This is a genomic window from Streptomyces sp. M41 (assembly GCF_043673425.1).
Lineage (GTDB): Bacteria > Actinomycetota > Actinomycetes > Streptomycetales > Streptomycetaceae > Streptomyces.
Window position 1 is genome coordinate 33,573 of sequence record NZ_JBIMKE010000013.1, and the last position, 18,123, is coordinate 51,695.

At 67.0% G+C, this 18,123-nt stretch carries 16 protein-coding genes; 7 read left to right on the top strand and 9 right to left on the bottom strand.

Features of this window, described 5'->3' with window-relative positions; all coding sequences use genetic code 11:
- Positions 1-12: 12 nt before the first annotated feature.
- The gene (locus ACHBTE_RS17980) at positions 13-555 is read left to right on the top strand and encodes a hypothetical protein (RefSeq protein ID WP_394724911.1); all 543 of its coding nucleotides are present in this window, start codon (positions 13-15) and stop codon (positions 553-555) included.
- A 592-nt stretch (positions 556-1,147) separates the two neighbouring features.
- On the opposite strand, the gene ACHBTE_RS17985 is transcribed toward ACHBTE_RS17980, so the two are convergent.
- Entirely contained in the window at positions 1,148-1,432 is a 285-nt protein-coding gene (locus tag ACHBTE_RS17985) for a hypothetical protein (RefSeq protein ID WP_394724912.1), read from the bottom strand.
- Positions 1,433-2,436: 1,004 nt separating this feature from the next.
- Here ACHBTE_RS17985 and ACHBTE_RS17990 point away from each other — a divergent pair.
- Genes ACHBTE_RS17990 through ACHBTE_RS18005 form a run of 4 tightly spaced genes read left to right on the top strand, consistent with a single transcriptional unit; the run spans position 2,437 to position 5,438 of the window.
- Entirely contained in the window at positions 2,437-2,766 is a 330-nt protein-coding gene (locus tag ACHBTE_RS17990) for a hypothetical protein (protein WP_394724913.1), read from the top strand.
- A gap of 38 nt (positions 2,767-2,804) precedes the next feature.
- Positions 2,805-4,007 carry a putative T7SS-secreted protein gene (locus ACHBTE_RS17995; RefSeq protein ID WP_394724914.1) on the top strand — a complete coding sequence of 401 codons (1,203 nt, stop codon included), beginning with the start codon at positions 2,805-2,807 and terminating at the stop codon, positions 4,005-4,007.
- A gap of 28 nt (positions 4,008-4,035) precedes the next feature.
- Positions 4,036-4,746, top strand: coding sequence for a hypothetical protein (locus tag ACHBTE_RS18000; RefSeq protein WP_394724915.1), 711 nt, complete (start codon positions 4,036-4,038; stop codon positions 4,744-4,746).
- Positions 4,747-4,781: 35 nt separating this feature from the next.
- Positions 4,782-5,438 (top strand): hypothetical protein, encoded by a 657-nt coding sequence (locus ACHBTE_RS18005; protein WP_394724916.1) that lies wholly within the window; start codon positions 4,782-4,784, stop codon positions 5,436-5,438.
- A gap of 198 nt (positions 5,439-5,636) precedes the next feature.
- Here ACHBTE_RS18005 and ACHBTE_RS18010 read toward each other — a convergent pair whose 3' ends face one another.
- From ACHBTE_RS18010 to eccB, 8 genes are all read right to left on the bottom strand, one after another.
- Entirely contained in the window at positions 5,637-7,055 is a 1,419-nt protein-coding gene (locus tag ACHBTE_RS18010; RefSeq protein WP_394724918.1) for a hypothetical protein, read from the bottom strand.
- Between the two features lie 616 nt (positions 7,056-7,671).
- Positions 7,672-9,000 (bottom strand): S8 family serine peptidase, encoded by a 1,329-nt coding sequence (locus ACHBTE_RS18015; RefSeq protein WP_394725030.1) that lies wholly within the window; start codon positions 8,998-9,000, stop codon positions 7,672-7,674.
- A gap of 121 nt (positions 9,001-9,121) precedes the next feature.
- Positions 9,122-10,663, bottom strand: a complete 1,542-nt coding sequence (locus ACHBTE_RS18020; RefSeq protein WP_394724919.1) for a WXG100 family type VII secretion target — start codon at positions 10,661-10,663, stop codon at positions 9,122-9,124.
- Between the two features lie 41 nt (positions 10,664-10,704).
- Positions 10,705-11,040 carry a hypothetical protein gene (locus tag ACHBTE_RS18025; protein ID WP_394724920.1) on the bottom strand — a complete coding sequence of 112 codons (336 nt, stop codon included), beginning with the start codon at positions 11,038-11,040 and terminating at the stop codon, positions 10,705-10,707.
- 82 nt (positions 11,041-11,122) lie between these two features.
- Positions 11,123-12,535, bottom strand: coding sequence for a type VII secretion-associated serine protease mycosin (mycP, locus tag ACHBTE_RS18030; RefSeq protein ID WP_394724921.1), 1,413 nt, complete (start codon positions 12,533-12,535; stop codon positions 11,123-11,125).
- A 233-nt stretch (positions 12,536-12,768) separates the two neighbouring features.
- A complete protein-coding gene (locus ACHBTE_RS18035) occupies positions 12,769-13,053 on the bottom strand; it encodes a WXG100 family type VII secretion target (protein WP_394724923.1) in 285 nt (94 codons plus the stop codon).
- A gap of 134 nt (positions 13,054-13,187) precedes the next feature.
- Positions 13,188-13,499, bottom strand: a complete 312-nt coding sequence (locus ACHBTE_RS18040) for a WXG100 family type VII secretion target (protein ID WP_301996504.1) — start codon at positions 13,497-13,499, stop codon at positions 13,188-13,190.
- 218 nt (positions 13,500-13,717) lie between these two features.
- Positions 13,718-15,298, bottom strand: coding sequence for a type VII secretion protein EccB (eccB, locus tag ACHBTE_RS18045; protein WP_394724924.1), 1,581 nt, complete (start codon positions 15,296-15,298; stop codon positions 13,718-13,720).
- 531 nt (positions 15,299-15,829) lie between these two features.
- Here eccB and eccE point away from each other — a divergent pair.
- Positions 15,830-17,155 (top strand): type VII secretion protein EccE, encoded by a 1,326-nt coding sequence (gene eccE / locus ACHBTE_RS18050; protein WP_394724925.1) that lies wholly within the window; start codon positions 15,830-15,832, stop codon positions 17,153-17,155.
- Positions 17,155-17,997, top strand: coding sequence for a hypothetical protein (locus tag ACHBTE_RS18055; RefSeq protein WP_394724927.1), 843 nt, complete (start codon positions 17,155-17,157; stop codon positions 17,995-17,997). The genes eccE and ACHBTE_RS18055 overlap by 1 nt, the downstream gene beginning before the upstream one ends.
- The last annotated feature ends 126 nt before the right edge of the window (positions 17,998-18,123 follow it).

An 18,123-nucleotide genomic window follows, 5' to 3' on the forward strand; every position in this document is an offset into this window, starting at 1 on the left:
CCCATGCACCCCATGGGGCAGCAGCCGATGCACCCGATGCACGGCGCGCCACATTTCCAGGCAGCGCCTCCCTTCGGCCAGCGGCCGAACGCAAGCGGTCATCCGGTGGGCGCGGTCTTCCTCAGCTTCTTCATCTCGGTCATCGTGTCGATGCTTTACAGCGGTCTCATCCTGGCCACGTACGAGGACCTGACGGTTACGACGGCCAACACTCTTTACCTGGGCCACGCGTTGCTCAACGGAGCGATCGTCGGCTTCCTGATCGGCAAGGTGGGTCACCGCAACACCGGCGCCTGGATCATGGGTGCCGTCATCGCCGCGCTCGGCGCGTTCTTCGGCCACACCAACGCCTTCCCGCTCGTCCTCGCCGACGGGCAGTCACCCAGTGCCATCTGGGACCTGGTGAGGTACGAGCCCTTCTGGCCGGCCAAGGCCTGGTGGATCGACGAAAGCACTGACGCAGTCGACTGGTTCTCCCCCCTCGGCCTCGTGGTCGCCGCGGCCGCGGCCTGGGGCATCGCCTACCTGATCGGCAACAAGCGCCGTCCGACGTGACGACGTGTCCTCGGATGCCGATCCGGGCGGCCACCACCCGGTTCCCGGTCGGTAGCCGAGCCGGTAGCTGAAGCCGGTGGCGGAGCCGAAGCCCCGGCTCTCCGCCGGCGACGGTCCGCAGGCCCCCTCAACGGAAAGCGGGACTGTCACCGACAGCCGCCAACGCTCCCCCGATACACGAGACCATCATGGCCCACCGCGTGTTACCGGATCGGGCGAGCACAAGCCCCCAACCGCCGAGGGCCACGCCCATGCCGTAGGTGGCGACCCAGACGCCAAGCGCATCGCCCTGCCCAAGGCGTACGAGCATCAGGCCGAGGCAGACCACGGCAACCAACCCGGCGATCGCCACGTAGGTCCCTCTTGCCTGTAGCGCGTCGCGCCGCCGTTCCTCCACGAGCCCCCGTCGGCCCTGGGCATGGAATCGCGCCCGCAGTTCCTCCGCGCCTACCCCGAGAGAACCGCCGGAAAGCGGCTGTCCGCCTGTCTCTCCAGGCCTGTTGGCCGGTCCACCGCTACCCGTAGTCATGGGAGTGCAGCTTAGCGCGGTCACGATCGGCGGCCCGATGGTGTCTTGACCACGGAGTTCGCGCTACGCCCCTTCCAGGGACGCCAGTACGAACGACAACGGCAGCGTGGCGACGGCGAGAGCGAGCCCCGCCGCGGCCATCCCGGCACGGATCTCCCGCTTGCCGCGGCCGCTCAGGTAGGCGGCGATCCAGGGCAGGACACCACACAGGAGCAGGCTGAAGTACCAGCCCTCTTCCGTGACGAAGAAGACCATGGCGGCCAGGCAGACCGGTACCGAACAGACACTCAAGGCAAGCGAACGCGTCAGGAAGAGCTCAAGACCGTCGGCCACACCGAAGAAACTCATGACCTGGTCACTCCGCTCCGTTCAGACCGCCGCATGTCATACCCTCCCGTACCCACCTGCGGGAACCCGTCCGCAGCCGAGAACCAGTTGCTGAACCGTCCACAGCCGTGCCGAAGTTGTGGGCAACGACAGTGCGGGGTGATCCTTCGCCCTCTGACGGGATCCCGTAGAGCTCCTCACCCATGCCCTCCGGACCTCGGCGAGATGTGCAGCGCCTCCTGTCGACCTCCGGCCAGCCGTAGCCGAGGAGCTTAAGCACCCACGCAAGACTAACGGGGAAGTGTGAGCGACCTGGCAGCAAGCCGTAGCAGCCTCATCGGTGCGCCTGATCCTCGTAAGTCGCTCGAAACACACCGTGGCTTCATTGACCTCCAGGAACAGCGTTTGTCGACTGGTTCCGGCGGCAGTTGGTGGGCCTCCATGAGTTTGGGCTGCTCCGCACCTTCTGCTCGGCCCCCGACTGCAGCTGTGCCGCATGCGAGGCTGGCCTAAGGCACTCGGGCCATTGACGTGCGGGCGGAAGACCTGGCCCCCCACGTGACGTCAAGTCGGCTTTGCATGAGGGGTTCACCGGGACGGGTGGCGCACACCGAGCGGGCCCGCGTACCCCTGGAGTGGCTTCGGTCCGGCTCGGAGGAGCCTGGCACGCGTGGATCAGTACCTGCCAGAGTCAAGAAGTCGGCGGCCCCACCCGACGAGCATCGGTCAGCTTAAACGCCCTACGGAGAACGGCACTTGGGCTGCCAGTGCTGCCTCCGAGCTTCCGATGAAGGTTGCCGCCAGTGCAAGGCGCCTCCACGACCACCTGTGGGGAACGGGCCCTTGTCACGCTCAAAGCAACGATCCCGTGGTGCTCCTGTGCCGGTCTTCCGCAGAGTCGTCGTGGGCACGGAAGACGCGGGCGGAGCGCCCAGGCAGTGCAGGTATGGTGCCGAAGAGGCCTGGGTGAGCAGTCGATTGCCCAGGCCCCATGCATGCAGAGCCGAGCGGGGAGAAAGCGGCCCATGGGGGACCACTTCAAGACGGACATCGGTCAGCTACAGCAGTTCTTGGCGAATCTGGAGAGATGCGTCGACGAGCTGAACGAGGCCCGGACGGCCCTCGACCACGTGCGTGCTGACCAGATCGGCACCTCCCGGCTCGACGAGGCCTGCGACAAGTTCCAGGACGAGTGGAAGTACGGGTCCGATAAGACCAAGGAACTGATCGATGACATCAAAGAGGGCGTGAAGTCCAACAAGAAGGGCTACGAAGAGGTCGAGGATGCCTTGGAAAAGGCCCTCAAACAGATCGCGGACGCGAGCACGTCCGGCGGCAACGGGGGCGGTAAGTAATGGCAACGAACCCGTACCCCCACATCGGCTTCAACCCCGTGCCCGGCGTTCCCGCAGAGGTCGCGAAGCTACAGCAGAGGGCGGCCTCCGCCGCGACGGCACTCGAGAACACGCACAGGCACCTGACCAAGCTCACCGCGGAGAGCAGCTACTGGGAGGGCGACGCGGCAGAGGAGTTCCGCAAGAACCTCGAAGGCGACCTGTCGAAGTACCTCAAGAAGGCCGCCTCGGCGTTGCGTTCCGCCGCGACCCAACTACACAAGTGGGACGGCCAGTTGACCGCCAACCGGGGGCTGGCCAGGAAGTACGACGACGAGGCTGCCGAGAAGAAGGCCGCGGCCGACAAGGCCAAGAACGCGTACGACCAGGCCGCGCAGCACCCGGACCTCAAGCTCGCCAACCGGACCTTCCCCTCGCAGGAGGAAGCCGACGACGCGACCGCGCGGCTGCGCTCCGCGGAGCGGGACTTGAACGAGGCGAGCACAGCCCTGACCAAAGCCAACAGCGAGTACGAGTCGCTCAACCGCAAGATCAAGGACCTGGAGTCCGAGCACTCCCATGAGGCCGAGATCATCGCCAAGGCGCTGGAAGACACCGCGGAAAAGGCCCCTGACAAGGGCTTCTGGGAGAGCGTCGGCGACATCATCACGTCGGTCGGCGCGTTCCTGGCAGAGCATGCAGGCACTATCGGCGCCATCGCCGGTCTGCTCGCCCTCTTCCCCGCCTTGGCCCCGATCATGGGGCCGATCGCGCTTGTCGCGAGCGCGGTGTCCATGGGTAAGAATCTTCTCGACGACGAGTTCCGCAAGAACTTGATGTTCCAAGGCAGCGGAATGGAGATCTTCTCCGCATACGCCTCCGTCGCAGGGGACATCGTCGGCATGATCCCGGGCGGGAAGGCGCTGGGTGTCGCGGCCAAGGAAGGATTCGAGAGTGCCGCCGACGGAGCCAACCTCGGAACAAAGGTCTGGGCCGGTACGAAGGGCGGGGTCCTCGGGATCAGCCGCTCGGCGGCAGACGAGGCCAGCGACGCATGGCGGGTTGCCGGAGACAGCGCCAAGGGCTCGCTGAGGTTGATGGGCGACATCAAGGTCAACATGCTGAACGTGGCCGCGAACGGCGTTTCCTCAGCGGAGAGTTTCGGCCTCGTAGACGACAAGGGCTCCGAGCACAACACCGCAGAGGGCACGAAGGCCGCTGCGACAGGACACGCCATCGCCGGATTGTTGAACCTCGTATGACCAGCCACGGCGAGAGTGAAGGCACCGCATGACCGTTAGTGGACCGACCACCGCACCGCGGGACACCCCCAAAGCGTCTTTCTGGTACGGGCTGCCCGTCGGCTATACGTCCCTTGACCTCAATCCGTCGGCCGAGCGACTCATGGAAGTCATCAACCAGGTCCGCGCGTTGCCCGAGCAGGAGCTAGAGGAAGCGGACCGAGCGCTGCGCCTGTACGCGGGCATCATCAGCCAGCTCAACGCCAACAGGGTGCAGGAGTGCGCGCTCGGGGCCCACCCCGACGATGCCGGTGGTTTCACCATGTCGGTGTTCACCGTGTCGACGCTGCCGACGTCAGGCAGCGCGAAGCTCGTGGTGGCCGGCCTCGCTGGCAGCGCCGCGGACGGCCGGGACGAAGGCATGCGCCCGCTGGAACTGCCGTGCGGCCTCGGTTACCTCTCTGAGAAGCGGCCGGCCGCCCCACGGTCGTCCCGACGGCCGGAGCTCAACAACACGCTGCCGAGTCACATCTGGCAGGGCATCGTCGCGGTGGCGGCGCCAAGCACGCCGGAGCTCATCGTGCTCCAGATGGTGACCCCGGATCTCGACTCCGCCGACGACTACCGGAACATGTTGCTCGGGATCGCCCGCACCCTGACCTTCACCGACCCCGAACGAGCCACGGCGGACGATCAGGCCGCCCAGGAACCGGAGGCGCTGACCGGCGCCGCCGCCACCATGCGGAACGACTTCGGATAGCACCAGTCGGGCTGAGACGGACTGTAGGAGAACTAGTGCCGGACAACATGCAGGGTGCCCACGCACCGGAAACGCTGGACACTGCCGCGCTCCGCGGAAAGCTGACCAACCGGATGTGGTGGACCTGTATCCGCAACACCGTGATCTACGCGCTCATGGCGTTCGGAGTGCCGCCGCTGGGCGCAGCGGCGAATCGGGCTGGCATGTCCTGGATCTTTGTGATCGGGGGTCCCATGATCCTTATCGGCATCTTCGGTCTCCTGGGCACGCTCCGCACCGTCCCCATCGCGGTCCTCCTCACGCGCACGTGCCGCAAGGCGCTGGCTCAGTACTCCTTCGACAAGTTCTGCCCGCAGATCACCAAGGTGGACGGCGCCGCAGCGACAAAGGGCCGCCCGAAGAGCATGACGCTTAGCCTCCACACCGCCGAGGGGCAGGAGACGCCACTGATGCGGATGGACCCCGTCCCCCGAAGCGCTCCGTGGCGCAACCCCTGGCCCGAAGGCATCGAGAAGGGCGTCTACGTCGCCGGAGACTTTCCCTTCGGCGCGGTCGGCTATGTGCCAAGCTCCGGAACGTTCTTCCTCATGCAGCCCGACGACTGGGAAGCGACCGCCCACGACCGCAAGCAGGCGTCCCCCGACCGCGCCACACGGGCCAAGGACGCCGACCTCACCCGACGGATCATCTGACTCAGGTCGATCGGCTACCGCGCCCGCCCGGGCAGGGCTTGTGTTCCGCCTTGCCTACGATGCCGAACTTCTCACCGCGACGGAGCTACTCTCCCTGTCGTATCGCCATATCAGGGACTCGCCGCCTGCGTCTGCGGAGGCGCGACGGTGGGCCTGCGCATCGCGCCGCGAGACGTGCTGGCGAGGCCGGCATTGAACTTACCTCGATGCCGCGGCCCGCTCCGGGGGAGCATCTTCGCTCACATATGATCCGCTGGCCGCGAATGCTCCGAGAAAACCGACGATCCCAGCTGCCCAGCGCCAACCAGTCGTCACATCAAAGGTCAAGACTGAGGCGCAAGCGATCACGACGACGCAGGTCTGCAGTGCCAGCGGCTCGACAAGGAGGGGCCACTGGGAGCGGGGATCGAACAGCTGGAGCGACCGATCGCCCCGCGGAGGCGGGCTGAGCCTTCCCACGGAGACACCACTATCACTCAACGAGCGCATCTCGTCGACGCTCACCATGCCGTGCACGACCAGCCCGGTGTCAAACACCAGTGCCGCGGATGTCCTGGACGGAGAGATCCGTGAACCACGCACACCCCGATGAGCGTCCCAGCACAACCAGAGCTGCTGGCCTTCCATCACCTCTGGCAGAACGTGCTTGCCGACTCCTGTTCGGAAATGCACCCATCCAGAGTCCGTACGGATTTCCAGGTAGACATCTTTCCCCTGAGAGCCGGGCCCAGCAAAGACACCGGGCCCACCGACACGGGTGTACTGCCCCCGAATGGCCTTGTCCTGCTTGCCCAGACGGGCGTACGAGCGAAAACCATGCTTCGCGGACACGTGACCAACGGCGGCGACACAACTGAGAACCCATGCGGCGACGAAAAGCCAACGCAAGTATGCGGGCATCGTCTCCCCCCTCAGTTCGGCACCGAGACTGCGCTCGTCTCCCGCTACCGCGCCAAGTCGCGGCTCTGCAGGCGCATACAGCACCGTCACGGGGTCGCCGGGGCTCAACGGCTCATTAGTGGTCGGCTTGACGGTCGCCGAAACGTACTCAGCGCCGGTCTTGGCGGGTAGCTGAACGACCACCGTCGCCGTGTAGGGATCCTTGCCCCTGGAGGACTTCCGCTGAACATCGGTGACCTTTTCCGCACGCGCGACACCGAACTCAGCTCCGGCCGAATGGATCCGCTCCACCAACTCCGACCTCTGCGGTGAGCCCACGGCCAGGGCGAAGACGCCGATGAGCACAGTGGAGAGCCCGATCACCCACGCAAGACTTCGAAACTGCTGGCCTCGCCTCGAAGGAAGTGTCCGCGGCAGCGCGGTCACGTCAGCCCCCGAGTCATGACCCCGCTCAGCTGCCTGATCGCAGGCGGCCTCGGCGATTTCGCCCAGGGGGCGCCGCCCGCCTGCCGACCGCTGTTGCAACACGATCCCCAGGACACAAAGGAGCGCGCAACCAAGCGACGCCAGAACCAAATACCGCCGCAGGTCTGGGACGTTGACGAACAACCAGATTCCGAGCGCGGCGATCGTTGCCGCAAAACTCACGCTCGCGCACCAAGGACCGACCTTGGGGAACACCTTGGAGCGGGTACGAGTCGCCTCCGCGTGCATCATCAGCCGAACTCCTCGCCAATACGATTTGTTGCCGTCACATGGTCGCCGTCGACTCCGCGTTCAGCGGCCTCTGAGCAAGTACGCCCAAGGAGGAGAGCAGATCGGCGGGTACCGGGCAGCGAAGCAGACCTGTCCAGCTACCGACCCTGGTGCGGGGGCTGGTGCGGGCGGGGGGCGGGGTACTGGGGCTGTTGCCCGGGATGTGCTGGGTAGCCCTGGTTCGGCGCAGCCGACGGGTACGCCTGCTGGGCTGTTGAGTAGCCCGGATGCTGGGGCGCATAGCCCATGCTCTGGGGAGGGGTTCCGGCGCCGGGGTTGAACGGGCCGGGGTTGGAGTTACGGCGGCTACGCAGTACGGCCAAGACCACCACGGCGCCGATTACAGCTCCAAGGCCGACAACGCCAACCACAAGGACGATCGCACCCACTGAGGAAGTCCTCCTTCTCGATTCTTGGCATTCAGTTCACTGCAGAAGTGCGAGTACGACGACACAGGGCAGCAGGGTCCTCGCACGGGACCCTGCTGCCTGGATTTTCAGCAGCCGGGCGTGTTCGACATGACCAGTAGCAGCCAAGGCACGACTGCTGGGTCATGAGGTCTTCGCCCGGGGATGTTCTACTGTCCTTGCTGCGGGGGCTGTTGAGCGTAGGGGTTGGGGTTCTGCGGGGACTGTCCCGGAGGCGCGGGGTAGCCCTGGTTGGGAGCTGAGTTGGGGTAGTGCTGGTAGCCCGTCGAGGGCTGGGCCGGGGTGCCCGTGCCATGAGGGGACGTTCCGCCACCGGATCCGTGGCCGCCGCTACCTCCGTTACGGCGGTTGCGGAGCAGCGCGAAGACGATGCCGACGACGACTACGGCGGCTGCGATGCCGGCGATGAGGAGGATGTTGCCCGAGGAAGACTTCTTCTTTTTCTTGGCCTGCGTCGAGCTGTCGTTGTCGTCGGTGGCAGCGCCGGAGTTCGTCGACGTGGACGGGGCGGACTGGGCCAGGGGGCCCTCCTTGGAGCCCTTGGGGATGTCCATCCTCAGCGCCGTGCCAGGGCGGGCGATTCCGTACCCGAGTTCCTTGTCCGGGGCCGTCCTGCCTTTGTTGTTGAGGAAGGACGCCGACTTGATCAGGCGGTTGATGATCTGCCCTGCGGTTAGGTCAGGGTACTTGGAGCGCAGGAGCGCGACGATGGCTGAGACGTAGGCGCTGGAGCCAGAGGTCCCGTCTGTCACCGAATATCCACTATCGGTGGTCGGGTCAACCCGGACGACCTCAACGCCAGGCGCTGCCACAGTCACTTTCCCGGTGTTTGACTTAGACCAGGGAGTGAGAGCCTTGTCCACAGCAGAGACAGCCACCACACCTGGAAGAGCGGCCGGGTAATTGACAGTCCCCGCGTCGTTGCCCGCACTCGATACAACCACTACGTCGTGCGCTTGCGCATATTCGATTGCCTTTGCGGCTTTCGATCCAGGGTAGGCAGTAGAATCGTTGAGTGACAGGTTGATTACTGACGCGCCCTGCTCTACTGCGTAACGGACTCCAGCGGTCCACCCCGCCGTATCGATCTTGCCATCAGTCTCGTCTACCCCCCGCGTCGCACTCACGCGTACCGGAAGAATCTTCGCCTTGGGCGCGAGACCCATGACACCCGCGGAACCATTTGCCCCATGTCCGTGGCCAGCGATGAGGCTGGCCATTGCAGTGCCATGCCCAACAGAGTCTTCGTGAGGGTCTCCAGCTCCGGTGAAGTCCTTACCTGACAGAACTTGTCCGGTGAGATCCGGCTGACTGGCATCCACTCCTGTGTCGATTACAGCGACAGTTACCCCTGCCCCTTGCGAGGTCTTCCATACGTTTTCTGCGCCGTACACGCTCAGTGGCCACTGAGCGTCTCGGACTTGATCCGCCGACGCATTAGGGGCCGAGGTGAGGAGCAAGGCTCCCGTCAAAGCCATGACCCCTGCCGTTGACGAGACTCTTTTGAAACCCAATTCCCTGCTCCTCACTCAGCTATGGCTGGGTGCACCAGCCTTCATAGCATGGGCGGACGAAAGTCCGTCCGGCCCGCTTACATGCTTACTCGATTGTCCGCGGGACGTTTCGGTTGCGGTCCTCTGCCGAGATCCAGGTCTCTTCGTCCTCGACCAGGTAGTCGGGGCGCTCACCCCGGCTGTTCTCGTCCTCGGACCGTCGGCCGTTGCGACCCGCCATCCCGCCGGCTCCGCCCGCCATGGCGCCGCGCTGGGTTCCTCCACGGCTGCCGTGGAGGCCTGCACCGCCACCGGCACTCTTGCCGGTGACTCCCTTGGCCGCACCGACAATGCCGCCACGGGACTTCGCGAGGGCTCCCCGGCCGCCAGCACCAGCACCGCCTCGGCCAGCTGCGCCGGCTCCGCCGCCCCCCATGCCACCCATGCCAGGTCGGCCTCCGGCGCCGCGGCCTGCTGCCGCACCGCCACCAGCCACACCACCGCGACCACCGACGGCACCAATGCCGCCGCGAGCGGCGGCACCGCCCGCGAGGCCAGCTGCTCCGCCAGGGGCCATGATGCCGGGGCCCTGGCCTGCGCTGGTGCCGACGTTGCCACCACCGACGCCGGGTCCGCTAAGGCCCGTGTTGGGAGCAGTCCCTGTCAGGCCCGGGGAGATGCTGTCCACCTTCGTTCCAGCTGTCGGAAGCTGGGAGCCGCCCGTGATGCCACGGTCGCGGGGCACCGTCGGCGTCGGCTTGATGCTCGTCGTCGGCCCCGCGCTCCACGGCTTAGCCGTGCTGGCTCCGCGGCTCGGCCCCGAGCTGCCAGCGGAGGGCATTGAGATGGGCGTCGGCATCGGCGTTTGAGGGTTCGGGGGCTGGAAGGGATCCTTCGGATCCCCACCGTCTTTCATTCCACCCCCCGCGTAAGCCTTGTAATTCACCGCCAACTGCTCCATGATCGCTACCCCCTGCAGCTGGGCTTCCTTACCCGCAGACAGGGAGTCCGCATTCGCCTTGGCGGCAGCCTCGGTGCTCACGCCCTTGTTGATGTCTGCCAGCAATTGCTCATCGCTGCGCTCATCGTCCGTGAGTTTGTCCCAGGCCCTGTCCCAGCCAGAAGGCTCTTCGACCTCCCGCATCTTGGACATGGAGTTCCGCAGGTCGTTCTGGACCGCGTGCATGGTTTCGCCGTAGTAGTTGGCCCATGCAGCTCCATTCCGGATGTTCTGCATGATCTCGTTGGCCTTCTTACGGAAAGCCTCTGCCGCGTCGCCCTCCCAGTGCTCAAGGACGTTTTCGACGGCGCTCTGCATCATGCCGGCGACGCTGTCCTTCGCCGATACCGAATCGACGCCGCCGCTCTTACCATCGCCGTCGCCGCCGGACAGGATGTTGTGGACCGACTTCCAGTGCTGGCTGACCTCGTAAATCCGGCCGGGGTCAGCGTCCAAGATCATGGATCGGAGCTCAGGGATGCTCATCTTCATGAAGGGCGTGTCGAGCTTGCCGCGGTCCGGGCCCCCCATACCTCCGTTGGGGAGTGACTCGAGCTTCTCGTCGTGCTTGTCCTGGATCCGCTGCTCGCGTGCCCTTTGCTGAGCTTCGTAGTACTCAGGGCTTTGGTAGTAGCCGCCGTAGGCCATCTTTGAACGTCCCCTCTGTCAGTGACCGGTCGCTGAACCGCTTAGTTGGCTGCGCCCTCGGGAGCAGCGCTCACACCTTGCGCGTTCGCTTGCTCCTGGTTGCTGTACTTGTCCCTGACCTTCGAGGCGCTCTTGCCAAAGTCGTCGATCAGTTTGTGCAGGTCCCTGACTAGGTTCTCGATCCTCGTCTTCTGCTTCTGGTGTGCGCCATGGAGCTCGTTGGACTCCAGGAACTTCGCACTCCCGAAGGCACTGTTCGGGATGTCCGTCTCGTACTTGGCCTTGGTGTTGGCCTTGTCCATGTCTGACAGAAGGCCGTTGAGCTTGCGGATGACGTTATCCAGCTCGCTCAGATCAACCCGCATTCCGTTACTCATACCCCGTTGTCCTCTCCCCTGTTCGTCAAGTCGTCAGCGCCCACTCGGCGCCCAGTCATCGTCACGTCGTCGAACCGGGCGGCTAGCTCGACCGTTCGCCTCGGCGGATGCGTCCAGCTCGTCCAACCCTCTTGCTACGCCAGTCCCGCACAGCGACCCCGCTCCCCGCAACCACAAGGGCAAGAGCGAGGCCCGTGCCCAACACATAGGTGGCGATACGGCGTTCCCGTTCCGCCTCGCTTTCTCCCATGGTCACCGCCATCGGGACGACCCGGCTTCCACCGCCGGCCGCGACCGGTGGGTCCGGTTGCGGGGACTCTCCCGGCGTCGACTCCTCCGACAGCGCGGCGACCGGGTCGACGACGCCCCAGCCGGTGAAGTAGTTGTCCTTGCGTCCCGGGCGCTGAGCGGTTTCCTCGATGCGGGTGGCGATCTGGGCGGCGTTCCAGCGCGGGTACTTCTGCTTGAGCAGGGCCGCGACGCCCGCGACATACGGTGCCGCGAAGCTCGTGCCGTCAGCGGTGCACTGGCCGCCGAGGGGGACCGTGGAGACCATGCTCACGCCTGGTGCCGCGACGTCCACGAAGTCGCCCGCCTGTGAGAACGGGGCGCGTTCGTCGTTTCGGTCGGAGGCCGCCACCGCCAGGACGCCGTCGTAGGCGGCGGGGTAGGTCTCGGCGAACTTGCCGTCGGCCCCGTCGTTGCCGGCGGCGGCGATGATGAGGGCGCCCTTGCGCACGGCGCTCTCCACGGCAGCCCGCAGCGTGTCGTCGTCCTGCTTGTTCTGGGTGTCTGACGAGATGTTGATGATCTTCGCGCCATCGGCGACCGCGTCCCCGATGGCGTCGGCCATGGTGCCCGCGTCGCCCTGCCCCTTTTCTCCCTCCCCACCTGAGTAGCGGTAGGAAAGGATCTTCGCGTCTTTGGCGATGCCGACGAAGCCCGTGCCCTCGAGCGGGCGGGCGGCGATGATGCCCGCGACCCGGGTGCCGTGCCCTTCGAGGTCCTGGGTGCCGGAGCCGCCGACGTAGCTCCGGCCGCCCGACACGGCACCGGTCAACTGCTTGTTGCGCTTGTCGACACCGGTGTCGATCACCGCGACCTTGACGTTCTTGCCCGTCGCGTGCTCCCACAGCTGGTTCAGGAGGATCCGCTGGAGCGACCAGGGCGTGGACTTGATGACGTCGCCGCCGAAGACGCATTCGGAGCTGTCGGCCAGGCCGAAGCGAGCGCTGTCGGAGTCACCGGAACGAGAGCCGCTCGAGGCGGAGTTGCCCGAGTCCGCGAGGCGGGTGGGAACCGCCGAATCGGCCGGGACAGGCGGTGCCGTCGGGCCCGCCACCGCCGGCGGCGCCGACGCGAAGCAGATCCCCGTCACCGCGAGCACGCCGAAGGCCCGCTGCAGTGCGCGGGTTCCACCGTTGCGGCCGGCACGGCCGCTCGAGCGGGCTGTCCGGCCCGTCCCGTTCAGGCCCACCACGTTCAGGCCCCTCATCTCTTCGAGCCCCCAGGGCTTCCTTGCTTCCTTCGAAGCTGGGTCATGTGTGTGTCACGCGTGGCGCGACGAGTGTGAATGTTTGCGGAATTTGCTGTGTGCGTCCCCGCCGGCGGTTTCAGCGGTTTCGCGGAATCCGTGCGCGGCCCCGGAGCAGAGGACGGCCCAGCGGACGCTGTGGCGTCGGCTGGGCCGAATCTCTTCATCTCATGCCCCTTGGGCCGCCGACGGGCTCAGCCCCACGTGTTGGCGTTGCTCTTCTCCGTGGCCTGGTAGTTCTCGGCCGCGCTCTGGAGCGCCGTCGAGATCTTCAGCAGGGTCGCGTGCAGGTCAGCGGCGGTCTTGTCCCACTCGCGCTGCTTGCGCTGGTAACCCTCCTGCGCCTCACCTTCCCAGGTGCTGGCGACGCGCTTGACCGCGGCCTCGAGGTCGTCGAGCTGCTGCTTGATACGACCGGCGGTGGACTTCACGTCCGTGGACGCGTTGGTGATCGTTGCGTAATTGACGAGAATCGACATCGTCGTCCCTTTCAGGAAGAAATCGAAGGAAGTCGGTGGGGATCAGGGTGATCTGAAGGCGTCCCGGGGAGGAACGGAGCTCACTGCGGGCTCGTTCGAGCTCTTCCGAGGCTCTTCAGGCCGGTACGGCTCGATCAGCCGAAGTCCGACATGATCTTGCTGATCTCGGCGTTCTGCTGCTCTTCCGACGCGGAGTAGTTGCTCCGCGTGGAGTCCACGGCTTCCTTGATGTCGTTGAGGATGTCGCTCATCCTCTTCGCGTCCGCGTTCCAGCGATCCTGCAGCTGGCGGTAGGACTGGGCCGCCTGGCCCTTCCAGCCGCCGGCGATCTGGTCGATCACTCCGTTGAGACGGCGGATCTCGCCCTGCAGCTGACCGTTCACGGTGTTGATGTCGCCGGAGAGCTTGGTGAGTTCGTCCTCTGTTACCCGGAACTGGCCGGCCATGATGAACCTTCCCCCATGTCGTCGTTGATCCGGGAAACCTGTTCCGGTACCCGGACGAATGCTTCGCACGCTTGAGCGCTGCAAACACTCTATCGTCAGCCTGTCACTCAACCACAGGCAAGACCAATCAGTTACACGGCTCACACACTTGAGCGATCATCCTGTGACGCTCGCACCGTCTTACTCTCAAGTGCATGTGTCCGTACGCCTGTTGACCCTCACTGACTCTGTTCCTGCGTGGCGCTGCCGGTGTCCAGAGTGGGTCCCTTCGGGATGAATCCCGCCCACGTCTGCGGCACGATCGCGGGCTTGTTCACGTCCTCGTACCCGAGTCGTGTGCGCGCCTTGTCCGTCTCGCTGGCGTCGCCGCCCGAGGAGTCCGAAGCGCCCGCCGAGCCGCTGCCGTTGGCCTTCGCCGCGCTGTCGTTGGTCCGCGGCAGCGAGTAGCGCAGCCCCGTGTCCGTCAGCAGGTACTGCCCACCGCCGCCGCCTGCCGAACCGGTGATCTCCGTGAAGAGGAGGCCGGAGCCGGACGAGACGTAGGCGCTCAGCGAGTCGGCGACGATCCTCTTCGGGTACGCCGTCCCGGCCCAGGCGCCGAGCTGGGGCTTGTTGCCCTCGCCGAAGGTGCCGTTGTAGACGCTGCAGGAGGTGGTGCGGGCCTCGGCGGTCGCCGTGGCAGGGGAGTTGGCCTGCTTCGGAACGGCCTCGAACCAGCCCTTGTCCTTGTAGAAGGAGCTCGCCTCGCCGCCGTTGGCGTCGATGATCTGCGAGGTCGAGAGCCTGATGTCGGCGCTCTCGTCCATGCCCACCTCAGCCCTGACCAGGCCCGCGACGAAGGGCGTGATGGCGGCCACCTTGTTCTGCAGAACGATGTAGTACTGGGCGACCTGCGCATCCTGCGCCTTGATGACCCGGCCCACCCGCGTGTCGGCGGGGAGCCCCTGGACCTGAGTCGGCCCGCCGACGTCCGGGATGTCCGGGAAGGTGATCACCCCGCCGTCGTTGAGGGTGCTCAGCCATTCCGCGCTCACCATTTGCGGCTCGGATCCCGCGGCCGTGGTGCCGATTGCGGCGGCGCGCAGCTTCTCCCTGGTGGTCGTCTCCAGCGAGGGACCGCCCAGCTGGAACTTGGTGCCCCTGCTGTCGATCAGGTAGTCGGTCTTGGTCCTCGTGTCGCGGACGTAGAGGGCCTCGCGCGGGTCCACCTTCCCCGCGTTGGCGAGGGACTTGGCGTCGTCGTCGTTGAGGACGAACACGGCGCGGTCGATGGCGCGGGCCGATCCCTCGACCGGACGCTCGCACACCGCCCAGGTCTTCGGCTTCTGGGCGTCCTCCTTGGACGGCAACCGGTCAGGGGCATATGGAATCCCGATGGTCGCCCCGTGCCGGATCCCGCTCTTGTCGATCTCCTTGCCGGGGACCTCCAGGACGCTGCCCTTGCCCTTGTCGAGCAGGAGCTTGGCGGAGGCGTAGTTGAGGACCGGGTGAAGCACCTTCTCCACCTTGCCGTCCTTGGGGTCCGGGTCGAGGACCACGTACCGCGTCGTCGAGTCGCTGTCGACGATGATGTACTGCCCCGGCGTGTCCCAGCCCTTGGGTGCCGTCGGCTTGATGACGCCCCAGGCGATGAAGCCGATGACCAGCACCACGCCGACGGCGAGGCTGGGCATCACCGTACGGATGGGACGCGGCGCGCCTTCCTCCGAGCCGCCCGGCGACGGCGCCAGGAAGGCCGCGACGGTGCGCTTGCGAGCGAACGTGTAGGCGGCGAGCTCATCCCGACGCTGCTTTGCCATGGTCCCCGTGTCTCCCGATGTGTACTGCTCGATCGCGTTCGTACTGCTCGATCGCCTTGTGCTGATCGATGGCGTGCGCGGTGCCCGTGCCCGGTCCTGCGCGAAGCCCGGCACAGCTCCGTGGCTCGGGGCCGTGGCTCGAGGCCGTGACTCCAGACCGCTGCGTGGGCGTGGTTGTGTCACGCTCAAGGTCACGTGGGCCCGGCGGCCCGTGTGCCGCCAAGACCACGTCGGCCACGCAGGCCCCTACTATGCCTTGCGTCGCCGGACGACGATTCATCAGGTGCGGGGCCGACCCCGCATCTTCACAGAGCTTCACCACAGCGCTCCACCATGGCGGGCCGGTCCGTGACAGTCTGGCCACCTGGGGTTTCGGTGTCCCCTGTGTCGCCTCGCGTTCCGCAGCGGGTACCGTGAGCCACTCGCATGGATGTTGTGGGCCGTCGGGCCCCTGGCCCGTCGCCGGAATCCCGGAAGAGGATTCCGCCCCAATGAGCGGGCCGATACTTCGCGAAAGGGATGTCCCGGGGGATGACCAGCGCTACGAGCACTCGGCGTGGACGCCGCGCACCGCAGCAACAGGGAGGGCCGAGCGGCAGACGTACGCCGAACGCTGCGACGCCGTCCCCGACCGCCGCGTCACCGCGCACGCTGCCCCGTCCCGGCGGCCTTGGCCCGGTGCGGCTTCAGCAACTCATCCTGGTGGAGCTCGCGGCGGCGGTCATGGTGGCCGCCTGGGCCGCGGACACGTCCTGGTTGCTGGCCCCCGCCGGTGCGGTGGCCGCGCTGCTGCTGCTTCTCGCCGTACTGCGCCGCGGTCGCCGCCCGCTGCCCGAGTGGTACGAGACGACGCGCGCCCTCCGGCAGCGCCGGCGCGACGCCAAGACGCCCGTCCCGCCGGGCACGGACGCGATGCTCGCGCCCGTCGTGGAGTGCGACCCCGCCCTGCGGACGTACTCCTTCGTCTCCCGTGACGACCGCTCGATCGGCATGATCGGTGACGGGACCTTCCTGACCGCCGTCCTCTTCGTGCAGCCGGCCGACGAGCCGCTGCGTCCCGCGGCCGCCGGACGGCAGCTGCCGCTGCGGCTGATCCAGGACGCTCTGGAGGTCGACGGCATCCGGCTCGCCTCCGTCCAGGTCGTGCAGCACACGCAGCCGGCGCCCGCGCCGCATCTGCCGCAGCAGTCGCTCGCCGCGCGTTCCTACGGCCCCCTCCAGGCGCAGTCCGGTTCTCCCGCGCTGCGGCTGACCTGGGTCGCCCTCAAGCTCGACCCGGAGCTGTGCCCGGAGGCGGTGCAGGCCCGAGGGGACGGGGTTCCCGGGGCGCAGCGGGCGCTGTTGCGCGTGGCCGACCAGCTGTCGAGCCGGCTGGCCGGAGCCGGCTTCAAGGCGACGATCCTGGACGAGACCGAGCTGGTCCAGGCGCTGGCGACGTCCAGCTGTCTGAACCCGCGCGCCAACGCGCAGCACTCCCAGGAGGGTCGGGCGCCCCAGCGCCGTACGGTCGAGGCGGTGCGGACCTGGCGGGTGGACGACCGGTGGCACACCACGTACTGGGTGTCCCGTTGGCCGCAGTTGGGGAGCGGCGGTGTGGCGCTGCCCGAGCTGGTGACGCGGTTCACGTCGCTGCCGGTGCTCGCCACGACGTTCAGCATGACGCTGAGCCGGGCCGGCAACCGCGGTGTCGCCCTCACCGGGCACGTCCGTGTGACGGCTCGCGGCGACAGTGAACTCGGCCAGGTGGGACGCGAGTTGGAGCGGGCCGCGGGCGCGGCGAAGGTCGGCCTCGTGCGTCTCGACCGGGAGCAGGTCCCCGGTGCCCTCGCCACTCTGCCGCTCGGAGGTACGTACTGATGTCCCACCCCGCCCCGACGATGCCTCCCGAACACCAGGGCCGCGCCCCCGGACGTACGCCCGCGCACGTGGCCTCGCCCACGGACACCGGCATGATCCCGATCATCCGGCAACCGGAGGCACCGCAGCAACAACGCCGTATCTTCAGCCCGGGGTTCGGGCTGCGCGGCCCGCGCCGCAACCGCCATGTCGTCACCGCCGACGAGCTCGCGGCGATCAGCATGCCGCTGGGCGACGACGGTGTGATCATCGGCACCGACCCCGAGTCGCAGCCGGCCGTGCTGGGACTGGCTCGCCCGACTCCGTTCGACGTCGTCCTCGTGGGCGGTCTCTGGCTCGCACAGGTGCTCGCGTTGCGGGCCGCGGCGACGGGCGCGCGCGTCGGTGTGGAGACCGGACGCCCGCAGGCCTGGCAGCAGTTGGCCCAGGCGGCCGGCGGTGGCCAGCAGTGCGTCACGGTCTATCCGGTGGGCCGGGTGCCCGCGCAGGGGCCGTCGGTGTCGAGTCCGGTCGTGCTGTTCCGGGACTGCGGTATCCGTCCGCCGCGCGGGCGGGTGACGTCCGTGCCGTGGCAGTCGGTGGTGACGGTGCTGCCGTTCGTCAGCGAGCACGCGCCGCGCTGGCTGTCCCAGGCCCATCTCGTCGGGATCCAGCGCATCTCGCCGTACGAGACCGAAGTGGTACGGGACACCCTGGGTGTTCCCGAGGAGCATCTCCAGCACCTGCCGACCCTTCACGACGGCGTCGCACTGTGGTGCACTCGCAAGCACCACAAGTTCGTCATGACCGAGCCCACGGATGCGGAGACGGGTCTGCTCGGCACGGCCCGCCGTATGGACTGACGCGTCGTAGTCTCCCGCAGCCGGGCGCGGACAAGTCGCCCCCATGGGGCGTTTTCGTCCGCCCCCATGGGGGCTTTTCCGTCCCGCCATGCGAGTGATTAGGCTTCTGGTGGTGCGGTGACGATC